Origin of the sequence: Mycobacterium sp. E183 (assembly GCF_001667735.1) — a bacterium.
Lineage (GTDB): Bacteria > Actinomycetota > Actinomycetes > Mycobacteriales > Mycobacteriaceae > Mycobacterium.
Map to the genome: position 1 here is coordinate 38910 of NZ_LZJN01000206.1, position 21478 is coordinate 60387.

A 21478-nucleotide genomic window follows, 5' to 3' on the forward strand; every position below is an offset into this window, starting at 1 on the left:
GCCGGGCTAGACCTTGCGGATCACCGTGACGACCTTGCCCAGCACGGTCGCCTCGTTGCCGGGAATCGGGTCGAATGCCGGGTTGTGCGGCATCAGCCATACCTGACCGCCCGCGCGCTTGAACGTCTTCACGGTGGCTTCCCCGTCGAGCATGGCCGCGACGATGTCGCCGTTGTCGGCGACGTTCTGCTGGCGCACCACCACCCAGTCGCCGTCGCAGATCGCCGCCTCGATCATGGAATCGCCGACGACCTTGAGCAGGAACAGCGTGCCCTCGCCGACCAGCTCGCGCGGCAGCGGGAATACGTCCTCGACCGCCTCCTCGGCGAGGATCGGTCCACCGGCGGCGATGCGCCCGAGGACCGGCACGAAGGTCGGTTCCGGCAGGGCGTCGGAGCCGGCGACGTCGGTTGCCGGCGCCGCCACGTCGTCGTCGGCGCCGCGGACGTCGACCGCCCGCGGACGGTTCGGATCCCGACGCAGGTAACCCTTGCGCTCCAGGGTGCGCAGCTGATGGGCCACGGATGACGTCGACGTCAGGCCGACGGCGTCGCCGATCTCCCGGATGCTCGGCGGGTAGCCGCGGCTGGTGACCGACGCGCGAATGACGTTCAAGATGGTGCGCTGACGTTCGGTCAGCGATGAATCCACGGCGTGCAACCGGCCGCCCGTGCCGGCCGATGGGGTGTCGCTGCTGTCGCTCATGGCACTGAATGTAACCCCAGCGCGCCCAAGAATCAAACATGTGTTCGAGTAGCGTGTCGCCCATCCGCCCGTCGGCGAAAAGCCGCGCCGAAGTCGTGAATCACAAAGGTGTAACTCTTCGGCAGATCGGGTATTTCGATCGCATGTCAGCTCTAGCGGCCACTCACTTGTCGGTGGCGTGGTCTAGCGTTCGACTCGTGCGACACGCTTCGCTCACATGTTCGTATTTCGAACACACGAGCGATACAGTCGAACAGCTGAGCGAATCAAGTTGACCGGAGGAACGCAGATGACAACCATGCACACGCTGGCGCCGCGTACCAGCAGCCCTCGGCGTCCGGTCAACGGACCCGTCCCGGGGCTTCGTTACGGCCGCGACGGGCTGGCCCGGTCCCGCCGCCCCGGCCCCTCGAGGCCGGCGGGCGCGCCCACGCGCTACTACGGCACCGGCCTCGCGGTGTCCGCCGCGCCGCACCGCAAGCGCCCCGTCACGGTGACGACCACGATCTGGCTGGCCCTGGCCGCCGGCGCGATCACGCTGTGGCTGGGCTTGGTCGGCAACGTCGGTCAGGTGCTCAACGGTGACTCCGGCAGCTCGGCCGCGCACGTCCCGGACCGCCTGGCCGTCGTGCGCGTGGAGGCGGGGGAGTCGCTGCAAGACGTGGCTCGCCGGGTGGCGCCGGACGCGCCCGCCCGCCAGGTCGCCGACCGCATCCGCGAACTCAACGACATGAACTCGCCGAACCTGGTCGCGGGCCAGACCTTGATCGCCCCGATCGGCTGACGACCGCCCCGCTAACTGCCGAGCGGCGCCCACCAACCCTTCGCTGAGCCATTACCCGCGCAGGTGAGCGCGCGGGTACGCTCGAAGTGCTGCGGTATCAGGTTGACGGCACGGCGAAGGAGCGGTCATGCATTGCCCGTTCTGCCGTCATCCCGATTCCCGGGTGATCGACTCGAGGGAAACCGATGAGGGGCAGGCCATTCGGCGCCGCCGATCATGCCCCGAATGCGGGCGCCGTTTCACCACGGTGGAGACCGCGGTGCTGGCCGTGGTCAAACGCAGCGGAGTCACCGAGCCCTTCAGCAGGGAGAAGGTCATCAGCGGTGTCCGCCGGGCCTGCCAGGGCCGCCAGGTGGACGACGACGCGCTGAACCTGCTGGCCCAGCAGGTCGAGGACACGGTGCGGGCCGCGGGCTCGCCGGAGGTGGCCAGCCATGAGGTCGGCCTGGCCATCCTCGGGCCGCTGCGCGACCTCGACGAGGTGGCGTACCTGCGGTTCGCGTCGGTGTATCGGTCCTTCGAATCCGCAGACGATTTCGAACGCGAGATCCAGGCCCTGCGCGAACACCGCCAGGTCACGACACCGAGCTGACGGCCTTCGTCGCCGGGCTAGTCTCGATTTCATGCCCCCCGACTTGCATCCCGATCTCGCGGCCCTGGCACCGCTGCTGGGCACCTGGGCCGGCCAGGGCGCGGGCGAGTACCCGACCATCGAGCCCTTCGACTATCTCGAAGAGGTCGTGTTCTCCCACGTCGGCAAGCCGTTTCTGGCGTACGCGCAAAAGACGAAGGCGTCGGCCGACGGCAAGCCGTTGCACGCCGAGACCGGCTACCTGCGCGTGCCGCGGCCCGGTCACGTCGAACTGGTGCTGGCCCACCCGAGCGGCATCACCGAGATCGAGGTGGGCACGTACGCGGTTTCCGGCGACGTGATCGAGATCGAGCTGTCCACCACCGACGTCGGACGTACCCCGACCGCCAAAGAGGTGACCGCCCTTGGCCGTTCCTTCCGCATCGACGGCGACGAACTGTCGTATTCGGTGCGGATGGGAGCGGTCGGGCAGCCCTTGCAGCACCACCTCGCCGCGGTGCTGCGCCGGCAGCGCTGAGCGCGTGCTCGGCCGTCAGTCGATGTGCCGCACACCGTCATTGACGACGCGCCCGGCCACTCCCACCCAGCCCTCGGCGTTCCACGTCGTCTCGACGATCGATCCCCGGCCCTGGGTGATGTGCAGGTCGCGGCTGAGGTAGTCGGTGATCCGCATCGCCGCCGAGCCGGTCGCCTCGTCCTCCGGCACGCCGAGGTTCGGGAAGAACCCCCGGGTGCGCAGGGTGCCGCTCTCCCGGTCGGTCCAGGCCCACAGGTAGTGCGCCGTGTCGTCGGGAAAATCTCCCGGATCGGCGGCGAGAAGCGCGGCGGCCGAATCGAATTCGTGCAGGGCCACCTCGGGCGCCCAGTCTGAGCGGGCGCTGACGCCGGTGAGGTCTCCGGCATAGCTCACCTGCACGAGACCGGCCGGCACCTGCAGGGTGTGAATCGGCGTGCCGCTCTCCCGCAGCCACCACGACGCGCCGACGGTGGGGTGCCCGGCGAACGCGAGCTGGACCCGGGGGGTGTAGATGGTGGCATGCGCGGTCGTCGAACCCGCGCCCGGAAGATCGACGAAAACCGTTTCGCTGTAGCCCAATTGAGTCGCCAGCCGTTGCCGGTCGGCGGGCCCGACGTGGGCGGCGTTCACCACCCCGAGCGGATTGCCGAAATTGCCGTCCGCATCGGTGAACACCCGCAACACCGTGACGTCGATCCCCATGCAGCGACTGTACGACCCCGGAGGCGGCCGCATCGACCAAGGTGGTTCAGGTGGCGCTGCGTTCGTCGGAGCCCATCGCGTTGAGCACGGCGACGCGGGTCGGCGCGGGGCCGCTGACGGCCTTCTCGCCGCCGCCGCTGCGCAGTAGCCCCCGCAGGGCGGCCTGATCGTATTCGGCGGGAGCGGTGGAATCGATGAAGCGTTCGACGACGTCGATGAAGCGGGCCGGGTCGTCGTGGAAGGGGAAGTGGCCGGAGCCCTCGAAGATTTCGAGGCGGGAGCCCGGCATCGCGGCGTGCGCCATCCACGCGTGCCGGACGGGCACCACCACATCCTTGGTGCCCCACACGATCTGCACCGGGATGGCTTCGGTCAGGTAGCAGCGATCGAGCATGGTGACGATCTGCCCGCGCCAGTCCACCACCGCGCGCAGGGTGCGACTGAAGGCCGCCGAGGCCGTGGGCTCCGGCAGGTCGTCGAGGATCCGCAGGACATTGGGCAGGTCGCGGCCCAGGCCGGTCGATCCGATCGCCAGGCCGGCTATCCGTCCCGCCAGCTGCACGGCCGGCAGCACGAGCGGGAGCCGCAGCAGGGCGAGGGCCTCGCTGCCCATCGGCAGCGACGCGAGCCGGAGCGCGACGTTGACGTCCTTGGTGACGCCGCCGGCGGCGACCAGGATGAGCCGGTCCACCAAATGCGGGAACTGGTAGGCGAATTGCATGGCCACGCCGCCGCCCAGTGAATGTCCGACGACCGTGACCCGCTCGATGTCGAGCACGCTGAGCAGGTCACGCATCCCGTTCGCGTAGGCGGCGACGGAGTAGTCGGCGCGCGGTTTGTCGGATCGCCCGTGGCCGAGCAGGTCCGGGGCGATGACCGTGAACCGCTGAGCGAGCTTGGCCTGCACGGTGTTCCAGGTGGTGGAGTTGTCCCCGATGCCGTGGACCAACAGGATCGCCGGGCCGTCACCGGCGATCCGGTAGGCCCGCTTGTAGCCGTGGATGGTGCGGAACTCCAGCCGGGGCGCCGCGACCTCACGCACCGGGCGGAGAGTGCTCTTGCGCTTCCGCTCGGTCATCTCGCCAACCTTCGGGTCGGGCCCAGGGCCGTGTGGAAAGGTCAGGCCTGGTCGTCGTCGCCGCGCTTCTTCTCCGCCTCCTGGGCGAGGAATCGCTCGAACTCGGCTCCAAGCTCGTCGCCGCTAGGCAGGTCCTCGTCGCGCGTTAGTAACGACCTGTTCTCCTGAGCGTCGATGAAGGCATCGTACTGGCGCTCGAGCGCGGTCACCACTTGAGCAACCTCCGCGCTCGCCTCGACCTGCTCGTCGATCTTGGTCCTGATCACCGCCGCCGCTTCGGTCAACGCCGTCAGCGGTAGCTCGAGCGACGCGATCTTGGCCACTTGCTCGAGCAACGCCTCGGCGGCGGCCGGGTAGTCGGTCTGCGTCAGGTAGTGCGGGACGTGCACGGTGTAGCCGACGACCTCGTGGCCGTGCTGGGCCATCCGGTATTCGAGCAGGTTGGACGCGCTGCCGGGAACCTGGATCTCGGAGATCCAGGGGGTGAACTCGGCGATCAACTCGGGGTTGTTCGAGTGCGCGGTCATCGTGATCGGCCGGGTGTGGGGAACCGCCATCGGGACGGTGCCCAGGCCGATGGTCTGGCGCACGTTCAGGCGCTCGGCCAGCAGGCGCACCGCGGTGATGAAGCGCTCCCACTTCAGATCGGGTTCCATCCCGGCGAGCAGCAGAAACGGGGTGCCGATGGTGTCACGCAACGCGTACAAGCTCAGTTCCGGCTCGTCGTAGTTCGTGAAGTGATCGGTCTTGAACGTCATCAGCGGCCGCCGCGACCGGTAATCCAGCAATTCGTCGATGGCGAAGGACGCGACCAGCTCGGTGTCCAGCGCCGCCTTCAGATGCGACGAGGCCAGCCGGATCGCGTGACCGGCGTCCGAGAAACCCTCCAGCGCGTGCACCAGCACCGGGCCCCGGCCGTCCGACGTCGACAACTGCGGCGCAGGCAGCTCTAGCTCGTACATTCCGGCCTGTCCGGGCTGGTAGTGCTGCTCCTGCGGGTCCTGACTAGCCATCGGGATCGCCTCCTCTCGAGGGTCCATCCAGGGTGCCCTACCAGTGTCCCCCGAATCGGGGGGCACGAAAATCAAACAGCGGTGTGAAGTTCGCGTTTAATCCTTCAGCGAACACGCCGGTGGGTGGTGCCCCCGAGTCGGGTGGCCCCCGACGCGTCGGAATCTGCTCGGTGCGCTGGTGTCAGGCATGATGATTCCGATGCGCGTTCCGACCCTGTTGCTGTGCTTGGTGGTCGCCGTGGCGACGTCGGTGACGTCGTGCAAGCGGCCGCCGAACGATCGTTCGTCGGTCCCCCCGGCGCCGACCGTGCGCAGCAGCGCGCCGGCGCAGCGGCTGAGCCAGCCCCAGCAGAAGGCGGTGGCGGGGCCGGTGGACCCGGACAAGCGCGTCGGCGCCATCTTCATCGACGGGGGGCCGCTGCACGTGTGCACGGGCTCGGTGGTGCATTCGACGGGCGGCAACCTGATGATGACCGCGGCGCACTGCCTGGCCGGGGCCTCCAAGATCACCTTCGTGCCGGGCTTCGCCGGCGACGCGCCACCCGGCCCGGCCGATGTGTGGAAGGCCGACGCCGTCTACCTGGACCCCCGCTGGAGCGCGAGCAAGGATCCGAACGCGGACTATGCGATCGCGCGGCTGAGCAACGACGCCGGGGGTTCGGTGGAGGCCCGCGCCGGGCTGGCGCTGACGCTGGGCACCACGCCGCCGCCCGGCAGCCACGTCACCGTGATGGGCTACCCGGCCGGCGTGGGTGGCGCGCCCATCGGGTGTCAGGCCAGCACGTCGGTGACCGAGGGCGGCTTCCCCTCGTTCCCGTGCGAGGGGTTGGTGGACGGCACCAGCGGCGCACCCTGGGTCAGCGGCACCATCCTCACCGGGGTGATCGGTGGTTTCGAGCGTGGTGGCTGCGCCGCGAACGTCTCGTATTCGGCGCCGTTCGACGCGCGAACCGCGCAGTTGCTGGCCCGCGCGGACGCCGGCGGCCCCGGCGACCCGATTCCCGGAGAACTCGACGACAGCTGTTAGTGGCGAAACTGGTTGAGCGCGCGCACTTTGTTCATCACGTCGAGCGCGGCCACCTTGTAGGCCTCGGAGAACGTGGGGTAGTTGAACACGGCGTCCACCAGGTATTCGACGGTGCCGCCGCAGCCCATCACGGCCTGCCCGATGTGCACCATCTCGGTGGCGCTGGTGCCGAAGATGTGCACGCCCAGGAGCTTGAGATCGTCGGTGGACACCAGCAGCTTGAGCATCCCGTAGGAGTCACCGGCGATCTGGCCGCGGGCCAGTTCCCGGTACCGGGCCACCCCGACCTCGTAGGGGATCGCGTTCTTGGTCAGTTCGACCTCGGTGGCCCCCACGTAGGAAACCTCGGGAATGGAGTAGATGCCGATCGGCTGCAGTTCGGTGATGCCGTCGGTCGGCTCCCCGAAGGCGTGATACGCGGCCAGCCGGCCCTGTTCCATCGAGGTCGCGGCCAGCGCGGGGAAGCCGATGACGTCGCCGACGGCGTAGATGTGCGGCACCTTGGTCTGAAAGAAGTCGTCGACGAAGATCCGGCCGCGGTTGTCGGCCTCGAGCTCGGCGTTGTGCAGGTCGAGGTGGTCGGTCTGGCCTTGGCGCCCGGCGGAATACATCACCGTCTCCGCGGGGATCTGCTTGCCGCTGGCCAGGGTCGTGACGGTGCCCGCCGAGCCGACGTCGACCGCGGTCACCTCCTCGCCGAACCGGAACGTCACCGCCAGGTCGCGCAGGTGGAACTTCAGCGCCTCGACGACCTCGGGGTCGCAGAAGTCCAGCATGTCGCTGCGCTTCTCCACCACGGTGACCTTGGTGCCCAGCGCGGCGAACATCGAGGCGTATTCGATGCCGATCACCCCGGCACCGACCACCACCATCGAGGTGGGCAGCGATTTGAGGTCAAGGATGCCGTCGGAGTCGAGCACCCGCTCCTCGTCGAACTCGACACCGGACGGCCGCGCCGGCCGGGTGCCGGTGGCGATGACGATGTATTTGCCGCTTACGGTTAACTTTTCGCGACGGGACGGGTCTTCGACCTCGATGGTGTGCGGGTCGACGAACCGGCCGTGGCCCAGCAGCAGGTCGATGCGGTTGCGCATCAGCTGATTGCGTACCACGTCGACCTCCTTGCCGATCACGTGCTGGGTGCGGGCCAGCAGGTCGGCCGGGGTGATCTTCTCCTTGACGCGGTAGCTCGCGCCGTACAGTTCGCGCTGGCTCATCCCGGTGAGGTAAAGGACGGCCTCGCGCAACGTCTTTGACGGGATGGTGCCGGTCTGGACGCACACGCCGCCGAGCATCTGGCCACGTTCGACGACCGCGACCGACTTGCCGAGCTTGGCCGACGCGATGGCGGCCTTCTGGCCGCCGGGCCCCGAACCGATGACCACCATGTCGTACTCTTGCGCCGAACTCATGGGGTAACAGTAGATCAGCAGCACTCACAGTGCTGGGTTCATTCACAGGCGCGGGATTCCGCACGTCCCCGCGAGCACCGGCTGACGGCACGGGCCGCCAGCGTGGTGCCCATGACGACGCATCGACCTGACTTCAAACTCAACCGACCCGGCGCGCTCATCGCCGCGCTGCCGGCGGTTCTCGGGTTCGTTCCCGAAAATTCATTGGTATTGGTGTCTTTGGACGGCGGCGACCTGGGGGCGGTGATGCGGGTCGACCTCTCAGACGAGCTCACCCGTCGGGTCGGGCACCTGGCCGAGGTCGCCGCCGCGGCCCGTCCCGACGCCGCGATCGCGGTGATCGTCAACGAGCAGGGGGCGCACTGCCCGTGCTGCAACGAGCAGTACCGGCAGCTGTGCGACGCACTAGCAAACTCGTTGTCTGAGAACGGTATCGAGCTGTGGGCTGCCCATGTGGTCGACCGTGTCGCGCTCGGCGGGCGCTGGCACTGCGTGGACGGGTGCGGTTCGAGCGGCGTGGTCGACGATCCATCCGCATCACCGCTGGCGGCCGCGGCGGTGCTCGACGGCAGGCGGCTCTACGCGCGCCGCGCCGACCTGCAGGCCGTCATCGCGGTGCAGGACGCGGCGCGCAGCTCCGCGTTGACCGGCGTGATCGACCGGTACGCGACGCGGCGCCTGGCGGCCCAGCGCGCGGATCCGGCCCGACGCGCCCGGGCCGACGTCAAACACGCCATGGTGTCCGCGGCCCGGGCCGCGGCCGGCCAGGCGCTGTCCTCGACCCAGCTGGCCAAGCTGAGCTGCGCGCTGAGCGACGCGCAGGTGCGCGACATCCTCTACGCCCTGGCGGTCGGCGAGAACGCCGGCGAGGCCGAAACGTTGTGGGCGCTGCTGGCGCGCACCCTGCCGCCGCCCTGGCGGGTCGAGGCGCTGGTACTGCTCGCGTTCAGCGCTTACGCCCGTGGCGACGGGCCGCTGGCCGGGGTGTCGCTGGAGGCCGCGCTGCGCTGCGAGCCCGAGCATCGGATGGCGGGCATGCTGGACACCGCGTTGCAGTCGGGGTTGCGGCCGGAGGACATCCGGGAATTGGCGCTCACCGGCTACCGGCTGGCCAAGCAGCTGGGTGTGCGGTTACCGCCGCGACGGCCGTTCGGCCGCCGGGCGGGCTAGCCAGACCACCATGCCGGGCGGTCAGACCTTCTCGACCTTGACGGCGTGCGCCATCTCGTGCGGCAGGGTGACGTTCTCGTGGCCCGGGATGACGATGGTCACCCCGGCGGGTCCGGTCTCGACGGTCACCCGGGCGTTGGGGACGACGCCGGCGTCCTTCAGGCGGGTGATCAGGTCGATGTCGCCCTGCACGTGCTCGGTCAGCTGGCGGACCACCACGGCCACCGGCGAACCGGGCGGCAGCTCGGTCAACCGGACCAGGTTGGCGTCGTCGGCGCCCGACTCGGGGCCAACACCGAGGTCCAGGAGCCCCGGGATCGGGTTGCCGAACGGGGAGGTGGTCGGGTGGTTGAGCACCTTCACCAGCCGCCGTTCGACGTCCTCGCTCATCACGTGTTCCCACCGGCATGCCTCGGCGTGCACTTCCTCCCAGGGCACACCGATGACGTCGACCAGCAACCGCTCGGCGAGGCGGTGCTTGCGCATGACGGCGATGGCCAACGCCCGGCCTTTGTCGGTGAGCTCGAGGTGCCGGTCGCCGGCGACGTGAAGGAGCCCATCGCGCTCCATGCGGGAAACGGTTTGGCTGACGGTCGGCCCACTCTGGTCGAGGCGCTCGGCGATCCGGGCGCGAAGCGGCGTCACGCCCTCTTCTTCGAGGTCGTAGATGGTCCGCAAGTACATCTCGGTGGTGTCAACCAGGTCGTTCATTCAGCACCTTCCATCGACGCCGAGTCTACTTGGCCAGCTGCGTGAATGGGTGTAACCCTTCCCCGACAAGCAGTATGCCCGCCGCGTCCGCGGCGGGCATACCGTCGTGCTACTAGTTCGGGGGCCTTAGCTTGCGTACGACCGTAGCCGGTCGGCGCGCTCGCCGTGGCGGAGTTTGGACATTACGTCCCGCTCGATCTGGCGGACCCGCTCGCGCGACAGGCCGAACAGCTTCCCGATCTGGTCCAGGGTGCGCGGCTGGCCGTCGTCCAGGCCGAAGCGCAGCCGGATCACCTGGTGCTCGCGCTCGTCGAGAGTGGCGAGCACGCTGCGGATGTCGGTGTGCAACAGCTCGGCGATCACCGCGTTCTCGGCGGACATCGCCTCGGCGTCCTCGATGAAGTCGCCCAGCGGTGCCTCCTCTTCGGAGCCGACCGGCATGTCCAGGCTTACCGGGTCGCGGCTGTGCTCGAGCAGGTCGTTGATCTTCTCGACCGGGATGCCGGACTCGGCGGCCAGTTCCTCGTCGGTGGCCTCGCGGCCCAGGTTCTGGTGCATCTCCCGCTTGATCCGCGCCAGCTTGTTGACCTGCTCGACCAGGTGCACGGGCAGGCGGATGGTGCGGCTCTGGTCGGCCATGCCGCGGGTGATGGCCTGGCGAATCCACCACGTGGCGTAGGTGGAGAACTTGAATCCCTTTGTGTAGTCGAACTTTTCCATCGCGCGGATCAGGCCCAGGTTGCCCTCCTGGATCAGGTCCAGCAGCGGCATGCCGCGACCCGTGTAGCGCTTCGCCAGCGACACCACCAGCCGCAGGTTCGCTTCCAGCAGGTGCCGGCGTGCGGCCTGGCCATCACGCACCACGGCCTCGAGGTCGCGTCGGCGGTTCTCCCCGAGGCGCTTACGGGTTTCCAGCAGGTGCTCCGCGTAGAGCCCAGCCTCGATGCGCTTGGCCAGTTCAACTTCGCCCGCCGCGTTCAGCAGCGCCGTCTTACCGATGCCATTGAGATAAACGCGCACGAGGTCGGCTGCGGGGCTCTGGGCGTCCAGATCGCCGTCAAATCTGCTCGTGCTGGCGTTCGCCATAGCGACCTCCCATTCGGCTTTGTGCTGTCATCGAGTACAACGACAGATCAGCCCTGAGAGTTCCCAGCGGTTTGTCATCTCACACGTCTTGACGTGCACAAATGTGCCGCCGACCTGAGAATGTCCTGAGAAGTCGGGGCAATCGCCTTTCTCAGTGCGAGTGGCCGATGTCGCCGCCCGGTCCGGGGGGCCAGCCCGGTTGCGGGTGGCGGCGCGACTCGAGCGCCAGGCGCTCGGCCGTCGGGAACAGCGGGGTGCGCCGCCGGGCGTCGTCGAACCGTCGCGGCTCGTCGGCGCTGCGCGGTGGCCGGTCGTTGGCGATCAGTACGGCCATCCACGGCAGCGGAATCGACACCGCCACGATCGCCAGCGAAATCAGACCGTTGTGCCAGGCGCCGTACGCGACGGCGGCCAGGATGAGCGCCGGTATCCGGAACCCCATCAGCGTCAGGTACTTACGCACCCGGGCTCGGTGCTGTTCTTCGTAGGAGGGTGCGGCGGCGGTGATGAGGATCGGCCTGCCATCATCGTCGAACCCCAACTCGGAGCCGCGCGTCATACTTCCACTGTCCCACACGACGGCGATTCCGGCAGAAGCGAGTTACGGGGCACAATGTCGGGTATGCAGACCCAGACGATCGAGCGCACCGAGACCGACGAACGCGTCGACGACGGGACCGGCAGCGATACGCCGAAATACTTCCACTACGTCAAGAAGGACAAGATCGCCGAGAGCGCGGTCATGGGTAACCACGTGGTGGCGTTGTGCGGGGAAGTGTTCCCCGTCACCAAGGCGGCCAAGCCCGGCTCGCCGGTTTGCCCGGATTGCAAGCAGATCTACGACCGGATGAAGAAGGACTAGATCGGCCGCGGCCGAGCACCCGTCACAGCGCCGCGTTGTCGGCGGCCGCCGGCTCCGGCGGGGGAGCCGCCGGTGCCTTCAGTGGTGTGATGCGCGATTGCAACCACTTGCGCAGCCGGTGCGCGTGCGTCTTCGGCGCCGGGAATTCCTCTTGGATCGCGGCGTTGAGCTCGGCGCCCAGCATCACGGCGAAACCGCCGAAGAACGCGAACAGCAGGAACGCGATCGGGGTGGCCAGCGCGCCGTAGGTGTAGCCCGTGCTGGTGATCCACCGCAGGTAGACCCGCAGGCCCAGCGTGGCGATGAGGAAGACCGCCGTGGCGAGCACGGCGCCGAAGATCAGCCGGTGCGTCGGCAGGGGCTCGGGCAGCGCGACCCGGTACAGGATGACCACGCCGATCAGCAGGCCGAGGATCAGCGCCGGGTAGTAGCCGTAGCGCAGGACGTTTTCCAGGCTGTCCGGGATGTGCTCGCTGACCTTGCGGGGGCCCACCACCAGCACCGGCGCCGCGCACACCACGAACACCAGCATCACCACATACAGGAACAGGGCGAAGAGCCGCTGTCGCACCGGATGCCGCAGTGGCGTCTGGTCGTGCGCCTCCACGACCGCGTCGACGTAGGCCGAGATGGCCGACGATCCCGCCCACATCGAGATCAGGAAACCGACCGACACCACCTCACCCCGGGCGTTGGCGGTGACGTCACGGATGGTCGGCTCGATGATCTCGTTGACGACGCTGGGCGAGAAAAAGCTCCGGATCGCCGAGATGATGCTCTTCTCGATCGCGGTCAGCGTGTCCGGCCCGAACAGCGGCGCCACGTAGGCGAGGCTGCCCAGCATTCCCAGCAGCAGCGGCGGTAGCGACAGCGCCGACCAGAAACCCGCCTGGGCCGACTCGGAAAAGATGGAGTCATCCCAGCTTTTCGAGAGGGTCCTCAGAGTGAGTCGCCAGATGTGATGGCGGGACGGTTTTGCGACTTGATCGCTCATACCCGTCCAGCATTACCGAAGACCGCCCCACTCGCCCACATTGGCGAAGGGTGAGTTCGGCGGAACTAGCTTCCGCTGACCTCCAGGACGGCGGACAGTTCGGTCAGCTTCGCCTCGTGCTCGTTGGCGTGATGCTGGCAGAAGAGAAGCTCAGCTCCTGAAGGCAGCGTGGCACGGACTCGAGCAGCGGCACCGCAGCGGTCGCAGCGGTCCGCCCGGGTGAGCTCGGGACTGGTCAGAGTTGCATTCATGGCTTCTCCGTTCTTGCTTTGATTCACTCTCTCAGACGTATGGGGTTTTTGCGTTGTTCCCCGATCGTTATCGGGTGTGTCGTTTCTCACGACCTGTAAACGTTTCGTTTCGAGGAACTCTCTACAGTGATAATCCGTGGCTTTCGCTCCTGACCTGCTGGTACATCTGTGCGGACGGGACGAGTGGTCCCGCGCCCGCGCGGCCGGTGAGATTCGCCCCGACACGTCCGGCGGCGGCCGGTTCATCCATCTCTCGGCGCCCGGCCAGGTCCATCTGCCGGCCAACCGGCTCTACCGCGGCCGCGATGATTTGGTTTTGCTGCACATCGACCCGGCGCGGCTGGACTCCGAAGTTCGCTGGGAGCCAGGCGTGGCAACGGATCCGGAGTCGATGCTGTTCCCGCACCTCTACGGTCGGCTGCCCACGGCCGCTGTGATTCGGGTCACCGATTACCGGCCGGGCCCCGACGGCACCTTCCCGCCGGTCGGGGATTCCGCGTAGGCGTCGGCTTCGATCTCCACCAGCATTTCGGGCGCGATCAACGCCGACACCTGCACCATGGTGGCCGCCGGGCGAATGTCACCGAACACTTCGGCGTGCACCGCGGCGACCTCGCCCCAGCGGGACACGTCGGTGACGTACACGCGGGTGCGAACCACGTCGGTGAGCGCCGCGCCAACTTGGGCGAGCGCAATCTCGATGCGGCGCAACGCTTCTCGAGTCTGGGTCGCGATGTCGCCGGCTGGGCCGGAGCCGGTGGTCCCGGCCACCCACACGTGCGGGCCGACCCGTACGGCACGCGAATAGCCGACGGCCGCCTCGAAGTCGGAGCCCGAGGAGACCAGTGTGCGGTTCATGCCGCCACCGTACGACGGCCGGCGCGGCGGGGCGACGCATTTTCCGGTCGAAGACGAGTGGCCTTGCGCGCCAATAAATTCGGCGAGTCGCTCAGTCCAGGTAGTCGCGCAGGACCTGCGAACGGCTGGGGTGGCGCAGCTTTGACATCGTCTTGGACTCGATCTGACGGATGCGCTCGCGGGTGACGCCGTAAACCTGGCCGATCTCGTCGAGGGTGCGCGGCTGGCCGTCGGTGAGCCCGAAGCGCAGCCGTACCACGCCGGCCTCGCGCTCGGACAGGGTCTCGAGCACCGACTGCAGCTGGTCCTGCAGCAGCGTGAACGACACCGCGTCGACGGCCACCACGGCCTCACTGTCCTCGATGAAGTCACCGAGCTGGCTGTCGCCCTCGTCGCCGATGGTCTGGTCCAGCGAAATCGGCTCGCGGGCGTATTGCTGGATCTCCAGCACCTTTTCGGGCGTGATGTCCATTTCCTTGGCCAGCTCTTCGGGTGTGGGCTCGCGGCCCAGATCCTGCAGCAGCTCGCGCTGGATACGGCCCAGCTTGTTGATCACCTCGACCATGTGCACCGGGATGCGGATGGTGCGGGCCTGGTCGGCCATGGCGCGGGTGATGGCCTGGCGGATCCACCACGTGGCGTAGGTGGAGAACTTGTAACCCTTGGTGTAGTCGAATTTCTCGACCGCGCGGATCAGGCCCAGGTTGCCTTCCTGGATGAGGTCCAAAAACGCCATGCCGCGGCCGGTGTAGCGCTTGGCCAGTGACACCACGAGGCGCAGGTTGGCTTCCAGCAGATGGTTTTTCGCGCGATCGCCGTCGCGGCAGATCCACATCATGTCGCGGCGCTGCGCGGCGGGCAGCTTGTCGCCGCGCTCGGCCATCTCGGCCATCAGCTGCGTGGCGTACAGGCCGGCCTCGATCCGCTTGGCCAGCTCGACCTCTTCCTCGGCGTTGAGCAGCGCCACCTTGCCGATCTGCTTGAGGTAGGCGCGAACCGAGTCCGCGGAGGCGGTGAGTTCGGCGTCCTTGCGAGCCTGGCGCAGCGCCTCGGACTCGTCTTCGTCCCAGACGAAATCACCGGAGGCCTTGTCCTTTTCGGACGGCTCGGCGATCTCCTCGTCCTCTTCGGCGGCGGCATCGCCGGCCGCGGCGACCGGGGCGGCGGCCTCTTCCTCGCTGTCGTCGGAGTCGGCGGGCTCGACGTCGGCGTCCTCGCCGTCGGCCGCAACGTCGTCTTCCAGGTCGTCCAGGCTCAGGTCGGCGGCGTCGATCTCGAGGTCTTCACCGGGTTCCGCGTCGAGCTCCGCGTCGTCGAGATCTTCGGCGGCCTCCAGGTCGACGTCGGCGTCCGCCGGGGCGCCCTTGGCCGCTTTCGTCCCGCGGGCCGACGGGGCCTTCGCCGCGCGGGTCTTCTTGGTGTCGGCACCGGCCTCGGTCTCGGGCTTGGCGGGCCGCGCCGGGGCCGCCTTGGCGGCGCGCTTAGCGGGGGCGGCGCCGTGAGCGGCCTTGGCCGCCGGTCGCTTAGCGGGGGAGGGTTTCGTGGCGGTCCGTTTCACCGGCGCGTCGGTTGCCGGGCTTGCCTTGGTCGCTGCCACTTACACCCCTTCGTTTGGGCTCACCTTCGGTGGGTATTGGGCATGGTTAACCGAAAGTGTCTGCTATGTCGATGTCGGCGTTGGATCAGCGTGGGTACTTGCACGCTATCGTTCGGGCGGTCGCCGATGACCATTGTAACGACAGTCAGCGGTCGAACGGCTCCGCCGGGCAAAAATCAGTGCGTCACGTCGGAGGTCGACGCCATCGCCGCGCCCACTATTCCGGCGGTGTTGAGCAGGGCCGCAGCCACCACCGGGGTGCGGTTTTCGAGCAGCGGTAGCCACTTGTCGGCCTTGCGGCTGATGCCGCCGCCGGCGATGAACAGGTCGGGCCACACCGCGTTCTCGATGGCGACCAGCACGCGGGTGACCTGCTTGGCCCACTTCTCGAAGGTCCAGTCGTTCTTCTCTTTGACCGACGACGCCGCCCGCTGCTCGGCCTCCTTGCCGCCCACCTCGAGGTGCCCGAACTCGGTGTTCGGGATCAACGTGCCGTTGTGGATGACCGCGGAGCCGATCCCGGTGCCGAACGTCAGCAACACCACCAGGCCGGACTGGTTTCTGCCCGCACCGTAGTGTTCCTCGGCCAGCCCGGCGGCGTCGGCGTCGTTGAGCACCGTGACGTCCTGGCCGCCCAGCTCGGCGCTGATGATGTCGCGCGCGTTGGTGCCGATCCAGGATTTGTCGACGTTGGCCGCCGTCTGGACGACGCCGTGGGTGACGACCCCGGGATAGGTCACCCCGAGCGGGCCGGTCCAGCCGAACGCGTTGACCACCTCGCCGATGGTCTTGGCGACCGCCGACGGTGTCGCCGGCTGCGGGGTCAACAGCTTGACCCGATCGCCGATCAACTCGCCGGTGTCCATGTCGACGATGCCGCCCTTGATGCCGCTGCCGCCGACGTCGATGCCGAATCCCCGACGCTGTGGGGTGCCGACGGCGGTCCCGGTGCCGGGCGAATCCGTGGTCGAGTCGGTGCTGGTCATCGAAGCTCCTGGGCGTGACTTTGGCTGTCCGCCCACCTTAGCCCGGTGCCGATGTGGCGACGGGGTATCTGCGGGGCCGCGCCGCCTGTGATGCGATAGACCGGTGACCCGCCCTCAGGACGAGCCCGCCCGGTTGCGCGCGGTGGCCGAGTCGTTGGCCACGGAAGCCGCCGCGTTCGTGCGGCGCCGGCGCGCCGAGGTGTTCGGGGCGACCGCGGCGGGCTCGCCATCTCCAGGCGACGGCGCCGTGCGGTCGAAGAGCACCCCCACCGATCCGGTGACCGTCGTCGACACGGAAACGGAGCGCCTGCTGCGGGATCGGCTGGCCGAATTGCGGCCGGGCGACCCGATTCTCGGCGAGGAGGGGGGCGGCCCGGCCGATCCGGCGGGCACGCCCGCGGGCGCGGTCACCTGGGTGCTCGATCCCATCGACGGCACGGTGAACTTCGTCTACGGCATACCGGCGTACGCGGTGTCGGTGGGCGTGCAGGTCGACGGGGTGTCGGTGGCGGGCGCGGTCGCCGACGTCGTCGGCGGCCGGGTGTACTCGGCGGCGGTGGGCCAGGGCGCACACGTCATCGACGAGGACGGCCCCCGGCCGTTGCGGTGCGCCGCGGTCGACGACTTGTCGATGGCGTTGCTGGGCACCGGTTTCGGTTATTCACGGCAGCGCCGGACGACGCAGGCGGCGTTGTTGGCGCGGCTGCTGCCGGTGGTCCGCGACGTCCGTCGCATCGGCTCGGCGGCGCTCGATCTGTGCATGGTCGCGGCGGGCCGGCTGGACGCGTTCTACGAGCACGGCCTGCAGCCGTGGGATTGCGCCGCGGGCGCGCTGATCGCGGCCGAGGCGGGGGCGCGAGTTAGCTTGCCGCCGCCCGACATTGAGGGCGCCGGGCTGGTGCTGGCCGCCGCGCCGGGAATCGCCGACGCGCTGCTGGCCGCGCTGAACGAGGTCGACGGCCTGGACCCGATTCTCGACTGACGGTTCGTCAGCAGCTGCTGGAGTGAATCTTGGTGAGCAGCGCGGGGTCTGACGGCTCGGTGGCGCCGGGGCGCAGCGCGGCGAGGGCGGCGTCGATGTCGTCGTTGTGGGCCAGCGCGGTGAAGTCCGTTCCCAGCGACAGGTCGACGGAGTCGTCGGCGCGGTTGTCGTTGAACAACTCCATGCAGGGCGCCACCAGCCACACCGTCGCCGCGGTGGCTTGCCCTGCGGTGCCGAACCGGATCTGGCCCTGGCAGGTGAGCCGGGTGCCCGCGTAGAGCGGATCGTTGGCGGCGGCCGGCTGGGCGAAGCCGAGGTCTTTCAGCGCGCCGGCGACGTCGCCGGCCTGTCCGCCACGGCCGCTGGCGTTGAGGACGCGGACCTTGGCGTCGTTGAGCTTGGCCGGCGTGACGTCCATCATCGCGCTCCGCGACACCTGCTCGCCGAGCTGAGCCGCCGTCGAATTGGCCCCCTTCGGTGGTGGGTTGCACACCGCGACCTCGTGCACCCTGGCCGGCCGGGTCAGCGCAATCGTCCACACCACGGCCGTCGCCGCCACCAGGAGGACCACCACAACGATGGCGGGCCGGGGATTGCGTCGCCGGAAGGGCCGGCCGTGCTTGTCGAAGGCAGTACCCTCGGTGATTTGTGCGACCACAGGTGCACTCTAGTCGCACCCTAAACGCACTGTTCAAAGGCGAACGCAAGGGCCAATATGGGTGTGTGACGCAAATCACACACAACCGGGCCGCGATCCGGGCACGAATCATTTGGTGGATGCGTTCGACGCTGGTACAAAGCGATGCTTGAGCAACGAGGGCATGTGAGGGGATAGGGCAATGCCTACCGACTATGACGCTCCACGGCGCACCGAGACCGACGATGTCTCGGAGGACTCGCTGGAGGAGCTCAAAGCACGACGCAACGAGGCGGCTTCGGCCGTGGTTGACGTCGACGAATCCGAAACCGCTGAATCTTTTGAACTGCCTGGCGCCGACCTGTCGGGGGAAGAACTGTCGGTGCGCGTCATTCCGAAGCAGGCTGACGAGTTCACCTGCTCCAGCTGCTTCCTGGTGCAACACCGCAGCCGACTGGCCAGCGAAAAGAACGGCCTCATGATCTGTACCGACTGCGCAGCCTGACAGGTCAGCTGCGCAATGCCGACAGCACCCGCTCGGGGTGGCGGCAACTCACCAGCCAGTACGGCGTCGGGTCGTCCGGGTCGTCGAGGACGACCAGAATCATCGGTCCGATCCATGCCCGGTGCAGGACGAACGCCGCCGGGTCGAGTTGGCGTCCCAGCGCCGCGGACTTGGCCGACGCGGCGACCGAAGCGGACCGGGCGATCACGGTGACCGGCAGGTGCGCCTCACCGGCCCACAGCTCGACCCCGCCGGGGGCGTTCGGATCGGCGGTGACCCGAATCTCCACGCGGCCCAGCCACAACAGCGTCCCGGCGGCCACCGCGAACAGCGTCGCGTACGGCAGCCAGGAAGGACGGGGGGCGACACCCATGTTGACTTCGAACGCGATCAGCCCCGCCAGCCCGAAGGCCAACGGCCACCACCACCATGGCACCCACAGTCGTTCGCGATATCGCACACTGTGCGGCGCGACGCGCGTCCCGGACACGCAGTCAAGGGTAATCTGTGGCCCCGTGTCGACCAGTCTGGCCATCATCCGCCTCGATCCCGAGCTTCCACTGCCCACGCGCGCACATGAGGGCGACGCCGGAGTGGATCTCTACAGCGCGGAGGACCTCAAGCTGGAACCCGGGCGACGCGCCCTGGTGCGCACCGGCGTCGCGGTCGCGATTCCGTTCGGGATGGTCGGGTTGGTCCACCCGCGTTCGGGACTGGCGTCGCGCGTGGGACTTTCGATCGTCAACAGCCCCGGCACCATCGACGCGGGTTATCGCGGCGAGATCAAGGTCGCGCTGATCAACCTCGACCCGGCCGAGCCGATCGTGGTGCATCGGGGTGACCGCATCGCCCAGCTGCTGGTGCAGCGGGTCGAGTTGGTCGAGCTGGTCGAGGTGTCGTCGTTCGACGAGGCCGGGCTGGCCGAAACCTCCCGTGGCGACGGTGGCCACGGTTCCTCCGGCGGACATGCGAGTTTGTGATGGCACTTAAGAGACGTAGCGACGACAGCGACGAGCCGGTGGACGCGGAAGCTGCCGCCGACCCGATCGACGACGAGTACGGCGAGGAACTCGAGGGCCCCTTCGACATCGACGATTTCGACGACCCCTCGGTCGCGGAATTGGCGCGCCTGGACCTGGGCTCGGTGCTCATTCCCATGCCGGAGGCGGGCCAGCTGCAGGTGGAGCTGACCGAGACCGGCGTTCCGAGCGCGGTGTGGGTCGTCACGCCCAACGGCCGCTTCACCATCGCGGCCTACGCGGCGCCGAAGACGGGCGGCCTGTGGCGCGAGGTGGCCGGCGAGCTCGCCGATTCGCTGCGCAAGGACTCGGCCAAAGTCAGCATCAAGGATGGCCCCTGGGGCCGCGAGGTGGTCGGCTCGGCTTCCGGGGCGGTGCGCTTCATCGGGGTCGACGGGTACCGGTGGATGATCCGCTGCGTCATCAACGGCCCGCACGAGACCATGGAGGCGCTCGAGCAGGAGGCGCGAGCGGCGTTGGCGGACACCGTCGTTCGCCGCGGTGACACGCCCCTTCCGGTGCGCACGCCGTTGACCGTGCAGCTGCCCGAGCCCATGGCGCAGCAGCTGCGGGAGGCCGCGGCCGCCCAGCAAGCCGAGGCGCAACAGGCCCAACAAGGCGAGGCGGAGTCGGGGTCTAACGAGCCCGCCGCGCGCCGCAGCGTCGAGGGCTCGGCCATGCAGCAGCTGCGCACCACCACCGGCGGCTGACCCGAACCCGTCAGCCCACGTCGGCGAGGGCGGCCAGGCACGCCGCGCCCAGCGCGGCGGGGTCCACGCCGATCTGGTCGAGCGTCACCGTTCGCAGCGCCGCGCGCGGCGCGGCATCGACCCACTCCACGCCGACGCCCAGCGGATGAATGGGATCGTCGACCGCGGCCGCCACGGCCAGGGGCACGGTCAGGCGGGCCAGCGCGGCGCGGGTCGGCGCCACATAGGCGGCCGCCTCGTCCATCGCGTCGGGCAATTGTGGCCACTGGGCCCGCCACGACCGGGCCAATTCGTCGGCCAGCCAGGGCGGGCTGGATGCCCTCATCAGACCGGTCGTCACCGCCAGCCCATCAGCGCGCAGCTGCGACGCCGTATACCGCGCCGCGAGCGCCGCGGGCGCGGCTTCCGGTGCGCCGGCCCACGCCGGCAGGGCGGCCAGGACGGCGACCACGTCGTCCGGGTGGGCCAGTGCCCAGGCGGCGGCCACCGCGGCGCCGATCGACACGCCGCCGACGGCGATCGGGCCGGTGCGCGCGGCGGCATCCAGGGCCGACACGTAGCCGTCGATCAACCGATCCGGCCGGGGCGGCGGGGCCACCAGCACCGCGCCGACGTCGCCCAGCGGGCCCGAAAACGCCCGGTGAACGTAGTCGTCGTCGGACCCGGTGCCGGGCAACAACACCGTCGTGACACCCCGCAGATCGACAGCCACCCCCCGATAGTGCCTGGCGTCCAGTTGCGCTCCAACATCGGTGTTTGAGTCGGTTGGCGCGTGGGAACCAACAGGTCTACGGTGTCCGTTGGCATAAGTGAAGCGCCGAGGCTTAACAGCATTGTCAGGAGTGGCCATGGGGGCCCAAGGATATCTGCGCCGGCTCACCCGTCGTTTGACGGAGGCGCCGGAGCAACGCGACTCCGAGGAGTTGTCCGACGAGGTCGCGAGCACTGGCGCGCAACGGGTTATCGATTGCGAGCGTGGCCAAGAGGTCACGATGGTCGGCACGCTGCGCAGCGTGGAATGTAACGGCAAGGCCTGTGCGGGCGGGGTCCGCGCCGAGCTGTTCGACGGCAGCGACACCGTCACTTTGGTCTGGTTGGGGCAGCGCCGGATCCCCGGCATCGACTCGGGCCGCAAGCTGCGGGTGCGGGGCCGGCTGGGCAAGCTGGAGAACGGCACCAAGGCCATCTACAACCCGCACTACGAAATTCAGCGGTGACCCAACCCGACGATCGGGGTCCGAGTTCGGGACCCGACGAGTCGGGCGGGGCTGAGCGCGCGA

The 21478-nt window shown here is 68.7% G+C and carries 28 protein-coding genes; 12 read left to right on the forward strand and 16 right to left on the reverse strand.

Translation table 11 applies throughout. The features are described 5' to 3' along the window. Positions 1-6 precede the first annotated feature (6 nt). Positions 7-705: a transcriptional repressor LexA gene (gene lexA / locus A5691_RS25595; protein WP_067747345.1), complete on the reverse strand. Its 699-nt coding sequence runs from the start codon at positions 703-705 to the stop codon at positions 7-9. 289 nt (positions 706-994) lie between these two features. Here lexA and A5691_RS25600 point away from each other — a divergent pair, with 289 nt between their 5' ends. The 3 genes from A5691_RS25600 to A5691_RS25610 all read left to right on the forward strand — a co-directional run bounded on the left by A5691_RS25600 (position 995) and on the right by A5691_RS25610 (position 2598). Continuing rightward, positions 995-1489, forward strand: coding sequence for a LysM peptidoglycan-binding domain-containing protein (locus A5691_RS25600; RefSeq protein ID WP_067747348.1), 495 nt, complete (start codon positions 995-997; stop codon positions 1487-1489). A gap of 127 nt (positions 1490-1616) precedes the next feature. Continuing rightward, positions 1617-2081, forward strand: coding sequence for a transcriptional regulator NrdR (nrdR, locus tag A5691_RS25605; RefSeq protein ID WP_046184812.1), 465 nt, complete (start codon positions 1617-1619; stop codon positions 2079-2081). A 31-nt stretch (positions 2082-2112) separates the two neighbouring features. Continuing rightward, positions 2113-2598 carry a peroxynitrite isomerase gene (locus tag A5691_RS25610; protein ID WP_067747350.1) on the forward strand — a complete coding sequence of 162 codons (486 nt, stop codon included), beginning with the start codon at positions 2113-2115 and terminating at the stop codon, positions 2596-2598. A gap of 15 nt (positions 2599-2613) precedes the next feature. Here A5691_RS25610 and A5691_RS25615 read toward each other — a convergent pair whose 3' ends face one another. The 3 genes from A5691_RS25615 to A5691_RS25625 are packed head-to-tail and all read right to left on the reverse strand — an operon-like array spanning position 2614 to position 5391. After that, positions 2614-3300, reverse strand: a complete 687-nt coding sequence (locus tag A5691_RS25615) for a PhzF family phenazine biosynthesis protein (RefSeq protein WP_067747352.1) — start codon at positions 3298-3300, stop codon at positions 2614-2616. 46 nt (positions 3301-3346) lie between these two features. Then, positions 3347-4378: an alpha/beta fold hydrolase gene (locus tag A5691_RS25620; protein WP_067747377.1), complete on the reverse strand. Its 1032-nt coding sequence runs from the start codon at positions 4376-4378 to the stop codon at positions 3347-3349. Positions 4379-4419: 41 nt separating this feature from the next. After that, complete coding sequence (locus A5691_RS25625) at positions 4420-5391, reverse strand: proteasome assembly chaperone family protein (protein ID WP_067747394.1); 972 nt, start codon at positions 5389-5391, stop codon at positions 4420-4422. Between the two features lie 187 nt (positions 5392-5578). Here A5691_RS25625 and A5691_RS25630 point away from each other — a divergent pair, with 187 nt between their 5' ends. Further along, positions 5579-6418 carry a serine protease gene (locus A5691_RS25630; RefSeq protein WP_068017321.1) on the forward strand — a complete coding sequence of 280 codons (840 nt, stop codon included), beginning with the start codon at positions 5579-5581 and terminating at the stop codon, positions 6416-6418. Here A5691_RS25630 and sthA read toward each other — a convergent pair. Further along, positions 6415-7830 carry a Si-specific NAD(P)(+) transhydrogenase gene (gene sthA / locus A5691_RS25635; protein ID WP_067749858.1) on the reverse strand — a complete coding sequence of 472 codons (1416 nt, stop codon included), beginning with the start codon at positions 7828-7830 and terminating at the stop codon, positions 6415-6417. The genes A5691_RS25630 and sthA overlap by 4 nt on opposite strands. 111 nt (positions 7831-7941) lie before the next feature. Here sthA and A5691_RS25640 point away from each other — a divergent pair, with 111 nt between their 5' ends. Continuing rightward, positions 7942-9000, forward strand: coding sequence for a DUF4192 domain-containing protein (locus tag A5691_RS25640; protein ID WP_067780650.1), 1059 nt, complete (start codon positions 7942-7944; stop codon positions 8998-9000). Positions 9001-9021: 21 nt separating this feature from the next. Here A5691_RS25640 and ideR read toward each other — a convergent pair whose 3' ends face one another. The 3 genes from ideR to A5691_RS25655 form a co-directional block, all read right to left on the reverse strand. Next, the gene (ideR, locus tag A5691_RS25645; RefSeq protein ID WP_067268966.1) at positions 9022-9711 is read right to left on the reverse strand and encodes an iron-dependent transcriptional regulator IdeR; all 690 of its coding nucleotides are present in this window, start codon (positions 9709-9711) and stop codon (positions 9022-9024) included. Between the two features lie 126 nt (positions 9712-9837). After that, positions 9838-10797, reverse strand: coding sequence for a sigma-70 family RNA polymerase sigma factor SigB (sigB, locus tag A5691_RS25650; protein WP_040623889.1), 960 nt, complete (start codon positions 10795-10797; stop codon positions 9838-9840). 151 nt (positions 10798-10948) lie between these two features. Further along, positions 10949-11374, reverse strand: coding sequence for a DUF3099 domain-containing protein (locus A5691_RS25655; protein WP_369807392.1), 426 nt, complete (start codon positions 11372-11374; stop codon positions 10949-10951). Positions 11375-11419: 45 nt separating this feature from the next. Between A5691_RS25655 and A5691_RS25660 the strand changes: the two genes are divergently transcribed. After that, the gene (locus A5691_RS25660; RefSeq protein WP_044485021.1) at positions 11420-11659 is read left to right on the forward strand and encodes a DUF3039 domain-containing protein; all 240 of its coding nucleotides are present in this window, start codon (positions 11420-11422) and stop codon (positions 11657-11659) included. 22 nt (positions 11660-11681) lie between these two features. On the opposite strand, the gene A5691_RS25665 is transcribed toward A5691_RS25660, so the two are convergent. Then, positions 11682-12653, reverse strand: coding sequence for a YihY/virulence factor BrkB family protein (locus A5691_RS25665; protein ID WP_067749847.1), 972 nt, complete (start codon positions 12651-12653; stop codon positions 11682-11684). A gap of 65 nt (positions 12654-12718) precedes the next feature. After that, the gene (locus A5691_RS27680; RefSeq protein WP_007171575.1) at positions 12719-12904 is read right to left on the reverse strand and encodes a hypothetical protein; all 186 of its coding nucleotides are present in this window, start codon (positions 12902-12904) and stop codon (positions 12719-12721) included. A 136-nt stretch (positions 12905-13040) separates the two neighbouring features. Here A5691_RS27680 and A5691_RS25670 point away from each other — a divergent pair, with 136 nt between their 5' ends. Continuing rightward, on the forward strand, positions 13041-13406 hold the full coding sequence (locus tag A5691_RS25670) for a DUF952 domain-containing protein (RefSeq protein ID WP_068017318.1): 366 nt from the start codon (positions 13041-13043) through the stop codon (positions 13404-13406). Here the strand turns inward: A5691_RS25670 and A5691_RS25675 are convergent. The 3 genes from A5691_RS25675 to ppgK all read right to left on the reverse strand — a co-directional run bounded on the left by A5691_RS25675 (position 13355) and on the right by ppgK (position 16345). After that, positions 13355-13762 (reverse strand): RidA family protein, encoded by a 408-nt coding sequence (locus A5691_RS25675; protein ID WP_068017315.1) that lies wholly within the window; start codon positions 13760-13762, stop codon positions 13355-13357. The genes A5691_RS25670 and A5691_RS25675 overlap by 52 nt on opposite strands. 91 nt (positions 13763-13853) lie before the next feature. Further along, the gene (locus A5691_RS25680; RefSeq protein WP_082950497.1) at positions 13854-15359 is read right to left on the reverse strand and encodes an RNA polymerase sigma factor; all 1506 of its coding nucleotides are present in this window, start codon (positions 15357-15359) and stop codon (positions 13854-13856) included. A gap of 176 nt (positions 15360-15535) precedes the next feature. Then, entirely contained in the window at positions 15536-16345 is an 810-nt protein-coding gene (gene ppgK, locus A5691_RS25685) for a polyphosphate--glucose phosphotransferase (RefSeq protein ID WP_067780647.1), read from the reverse strand. Positions 16346-16448: 103 nt separating this feature from the next. On the opposite strand from ppgK, the gene A5691_RS25690 reads away from it, so the two are divergent. Then, complete coding sequence (locus A5691_RS25690; RefSeq protein ID WP_067780644.1) at positions 16449-17327, forward strand: inositol monophosphatase family protein; 879 nt, start codon at positions 16449-16451, stop codon at positions 17325-17327. A 7-nt stretch (positions 17328-17334) separates the two neighbouring features. Here A5691_RS25690 and cei read toward each other — a convergent pair whose 3' ends face one another. Beyond that, positions 17335-17985 carry an envelope integrity protein Cei gene (cei, locus tag A5691_RS25695; protein ID WP_067749854.1) on the reverse strand — a complete coding sequence of 217 codons (651 nt, stop codon included), beginning with the start codon at positions 17983-17985 and terminating at the stop codon, positions 17335-17337. A gap of 181 nt (positions 17986-18166) precedes the next feature. On the opposite strand from cei, the gene A5691_RS25700 reads away from it, so the two are divergent. Then, the gene (locus tag A5691_RS25700) at positions 18167-18469 is read left to right on the forward strand and encodes a DUF4193 domain-containing protein (protein WP_007171590.1); all 303 of its coding nucleotides are present in this window, start codon (positions 18167-18169) and stop codon (positions 18467-18469) included. A 4-nt stretch (positions 18470-18473) separates the two neighbouring features. Here the strand turns inward: A5691_RS25700 and A5691_RS25705 are convergent, their stop codons facing one another. Further along, positions 18474-18959 carry a DUF3093 domain-containing protein gene (locus A5691_RS25705; protein ID WP_067889287.1) on the reverse strand — a complete coding sequence of 162 codons (486 nt, stop codon included), beginning with the start codon at positions 18957-18959 and terminating at the stop codon, positions 18474-18476. 25 nt (positions 18960-18984) lie between these two features. Between A5691_RS25705 and dut the strand changes: the two genes are divergently transcribed. Next, on the forward strand, positions 18985-19449 hold the full coding sequence (gene dut, locus A5691_RS25710) for a dUTP diphosphatase (RefSeq protein ID WP_067780641.1): 465 nt from the start codon (positions 18985-18987) through the stop codon (positions 19447-19449). Next, complete coding sequence (locus A5691_RS25715) at positions 19449-20198, forward strand: DUF3710 domain-containing protein (protein ID WP_067889290.1); 750 nt, start codon at positions 19449-19451, stop codon at positions 20196-20198. Before dut ends, A5691_RS25715 begins: the two co-directional genes overlap by 1 nt. Before the next feature lie 10 nt (positions 20199-20208). Here A5691_RS25715 and A5691_RS25720 read toward each other — a convergent pair whose 3' ends face one another. Continuing rightward, the gene (locus tag A5691_RS25720) at positions 20209-20910 is read right to left on the reverse strand and encodes a serine aminopeptidase domain-containing protein (RefSeq protein WP_068017312.1); all 702 of its coding nucleotides are present in this window, start codon (positions 20908-20910) and stop codon (positions 20209-20211) included. A gap of 136 nt (positions 20911-21046) precedes the next feature. Between A5691_RS25720 and A5691_RS25725 the strand changes: the two genes are divergently transcribed. After that, positions 21047-21415 (forward strand): OB-fold nucleic acid binding domain-containing protein, encoded by a 369-nt coding sequence (locus A5691_RS25725; RefSeq protein WP_067268953.1) that lies wholly within the window; start codon positions 21047-21049, stop codon positions 21413-21415. Positions 21416-21478: the final 63 nt, after the last annotated feature.

What these genes read in the sequence shown, in the direction of transcription:
- ppgK (WP_067780647.1), bottom strand. Translation starts at nt 16,345, where the DNA reads ATGACCAGCACCGACTCGACCACGGATTCGCCCGGCACCGGGACCGCC.
- A5691_RS25630 (WP_068017321.1), top strand. Translation starts at nt 5,579, where the DNA reads ATGATGATTCCGATGCGCGTTCCGACCCTGTTGCTGTGCTTGGTGGTC.
- A5691_RS25665 (WP_067749847.1), bottom strand. Translation starts at nt 12,653, where the DNA reads ATGAGCGATCAAGTCGCAAAACCGTCCCGCCATCACATCTGGCGACTC.
- A5691_RS25715 (WP_067889290.1), top strand. Translation starts at nt 19,449, where the DNA reads ATGGCACTTAAGAGACGTAGCGACGACAGCGACGAGCCGGTGGACGCG.
- A5691_RS25615 (WP_067747352.1), bottom strand. Translation starts at nt 3,300, where the DNA reads ATGGGGATCGACGTCACGGTGTTGCGGGTGTTCACCGATGCGGACGGC.
- A5691_RS25620 (WP_067747377.1), bottom strand. Translation starts at nt 4,378, where the DNA reads ATGACCGAGCGGAAGCGCAAGAGCACTCTCCGCCCGGTGCGTGAGGTC.
- A5691_RS25660 (WP_044485021.1), top strand. Translation starts at nt 11,420, where the DNA reads ATGCAGACCCAGACGATCGAGCGCACCGAGACCGACGAACGCGTCGAC.
- sigB (WP_040623889.1), bottom strand. Translation starts at nt 10,797, where the DNA reads ATGGCGAACGCCAGCACGAGCAGATTTGACGGCGATCTGGACGCCCAG.
- A5691_RS25725 (WP_067268953.1), top strand. Translation starts at nt 21,047, where the DNA reads ATGGGGGCCCAAGGATATCTGCGCCGGCTCACCCGTCGTTTGACGGAG.
- A5691_RS25700 (WP_007171590.1), top strand. Translation starts at nt 18,167, where the DNA reads ATGCCTACCGACTATGACGCTCCACGGCGCACCGAGACCGACGATGTC.
- ideR (WP_067268966.1), bottom strand. Translation starts at nt 9,711, where the DNA reads ATGAACGACCTGGTTGACACCACCGAGATGTACTTGCGGACCATCTAC.
- nrdR (WP_046184812.1), top strand. Translation starts at nt 1,617, where the DNA reads ATGCATTGCCCGTTCTGCCGTCATCCCGATTCCCGGGTGATCGACTCG.
- lexA (WP_067747345.1), bottom strand. Translation starts at nt 705, where the DNA reads ATGAGCGACAGCAGCGACACCCCATCGGCCGGCACGGGCGGCCGGTTG.
- A5691_RS25625 (WP_067747394.1), bottom strand. Translation starts at nt 5,391, where the DNA reads ATGGCTAGTCAGGACCCGCAGGAGCAGCACTACCAGCCCGGACAGGCC.
- A5691_RS25640 (WP_067780650.1), top strand. Translation starts at nt 7,942, where the DNA reads ATGACGACGCATCGACCTGACTTCAAACTCAACCGACCCGGCGCGCTC.
- A5691_RS27680 (WP_007171575.1), bottom strand. Translation starts at nt 12,904, where the DNA reads ATGAATGCAACTCTGACCAGTCCCGAGCTCACCCGGGCGGACCGCTGC.
- A5691_RS25675 (WP_068017315.1), bottom strand. Translation starts at nt 13,762, where the DNA reads ATGAACCGCACACTGGTCTCCTCGGGCTCCGACTTCGAGGCGGCCGTC.
- sthA (WP_067749858.1), bottom strand. Translation starts at nt 7,830, where the DNA reads ATGAGTTCGGCGCAAGAGTACGACATGGTGGTCATCGGTTCGGGGCCC.
- A5691_RS25600 (WP_067747348.1), top strand. Translation starts at nt 995, where the DNA reads ATGACAACCATGCACACGCTGGCGCCGCGTACCAGCAGCCCTCGGCGT.
- A5691_RS25610 (WP_067747350.1), top strand. Translation starts at nt 2,113, where the DNA reads ATGCCCCCCGACTTGCATCCCGATCTCGCGGCCCTGGCACCGCTGCTG.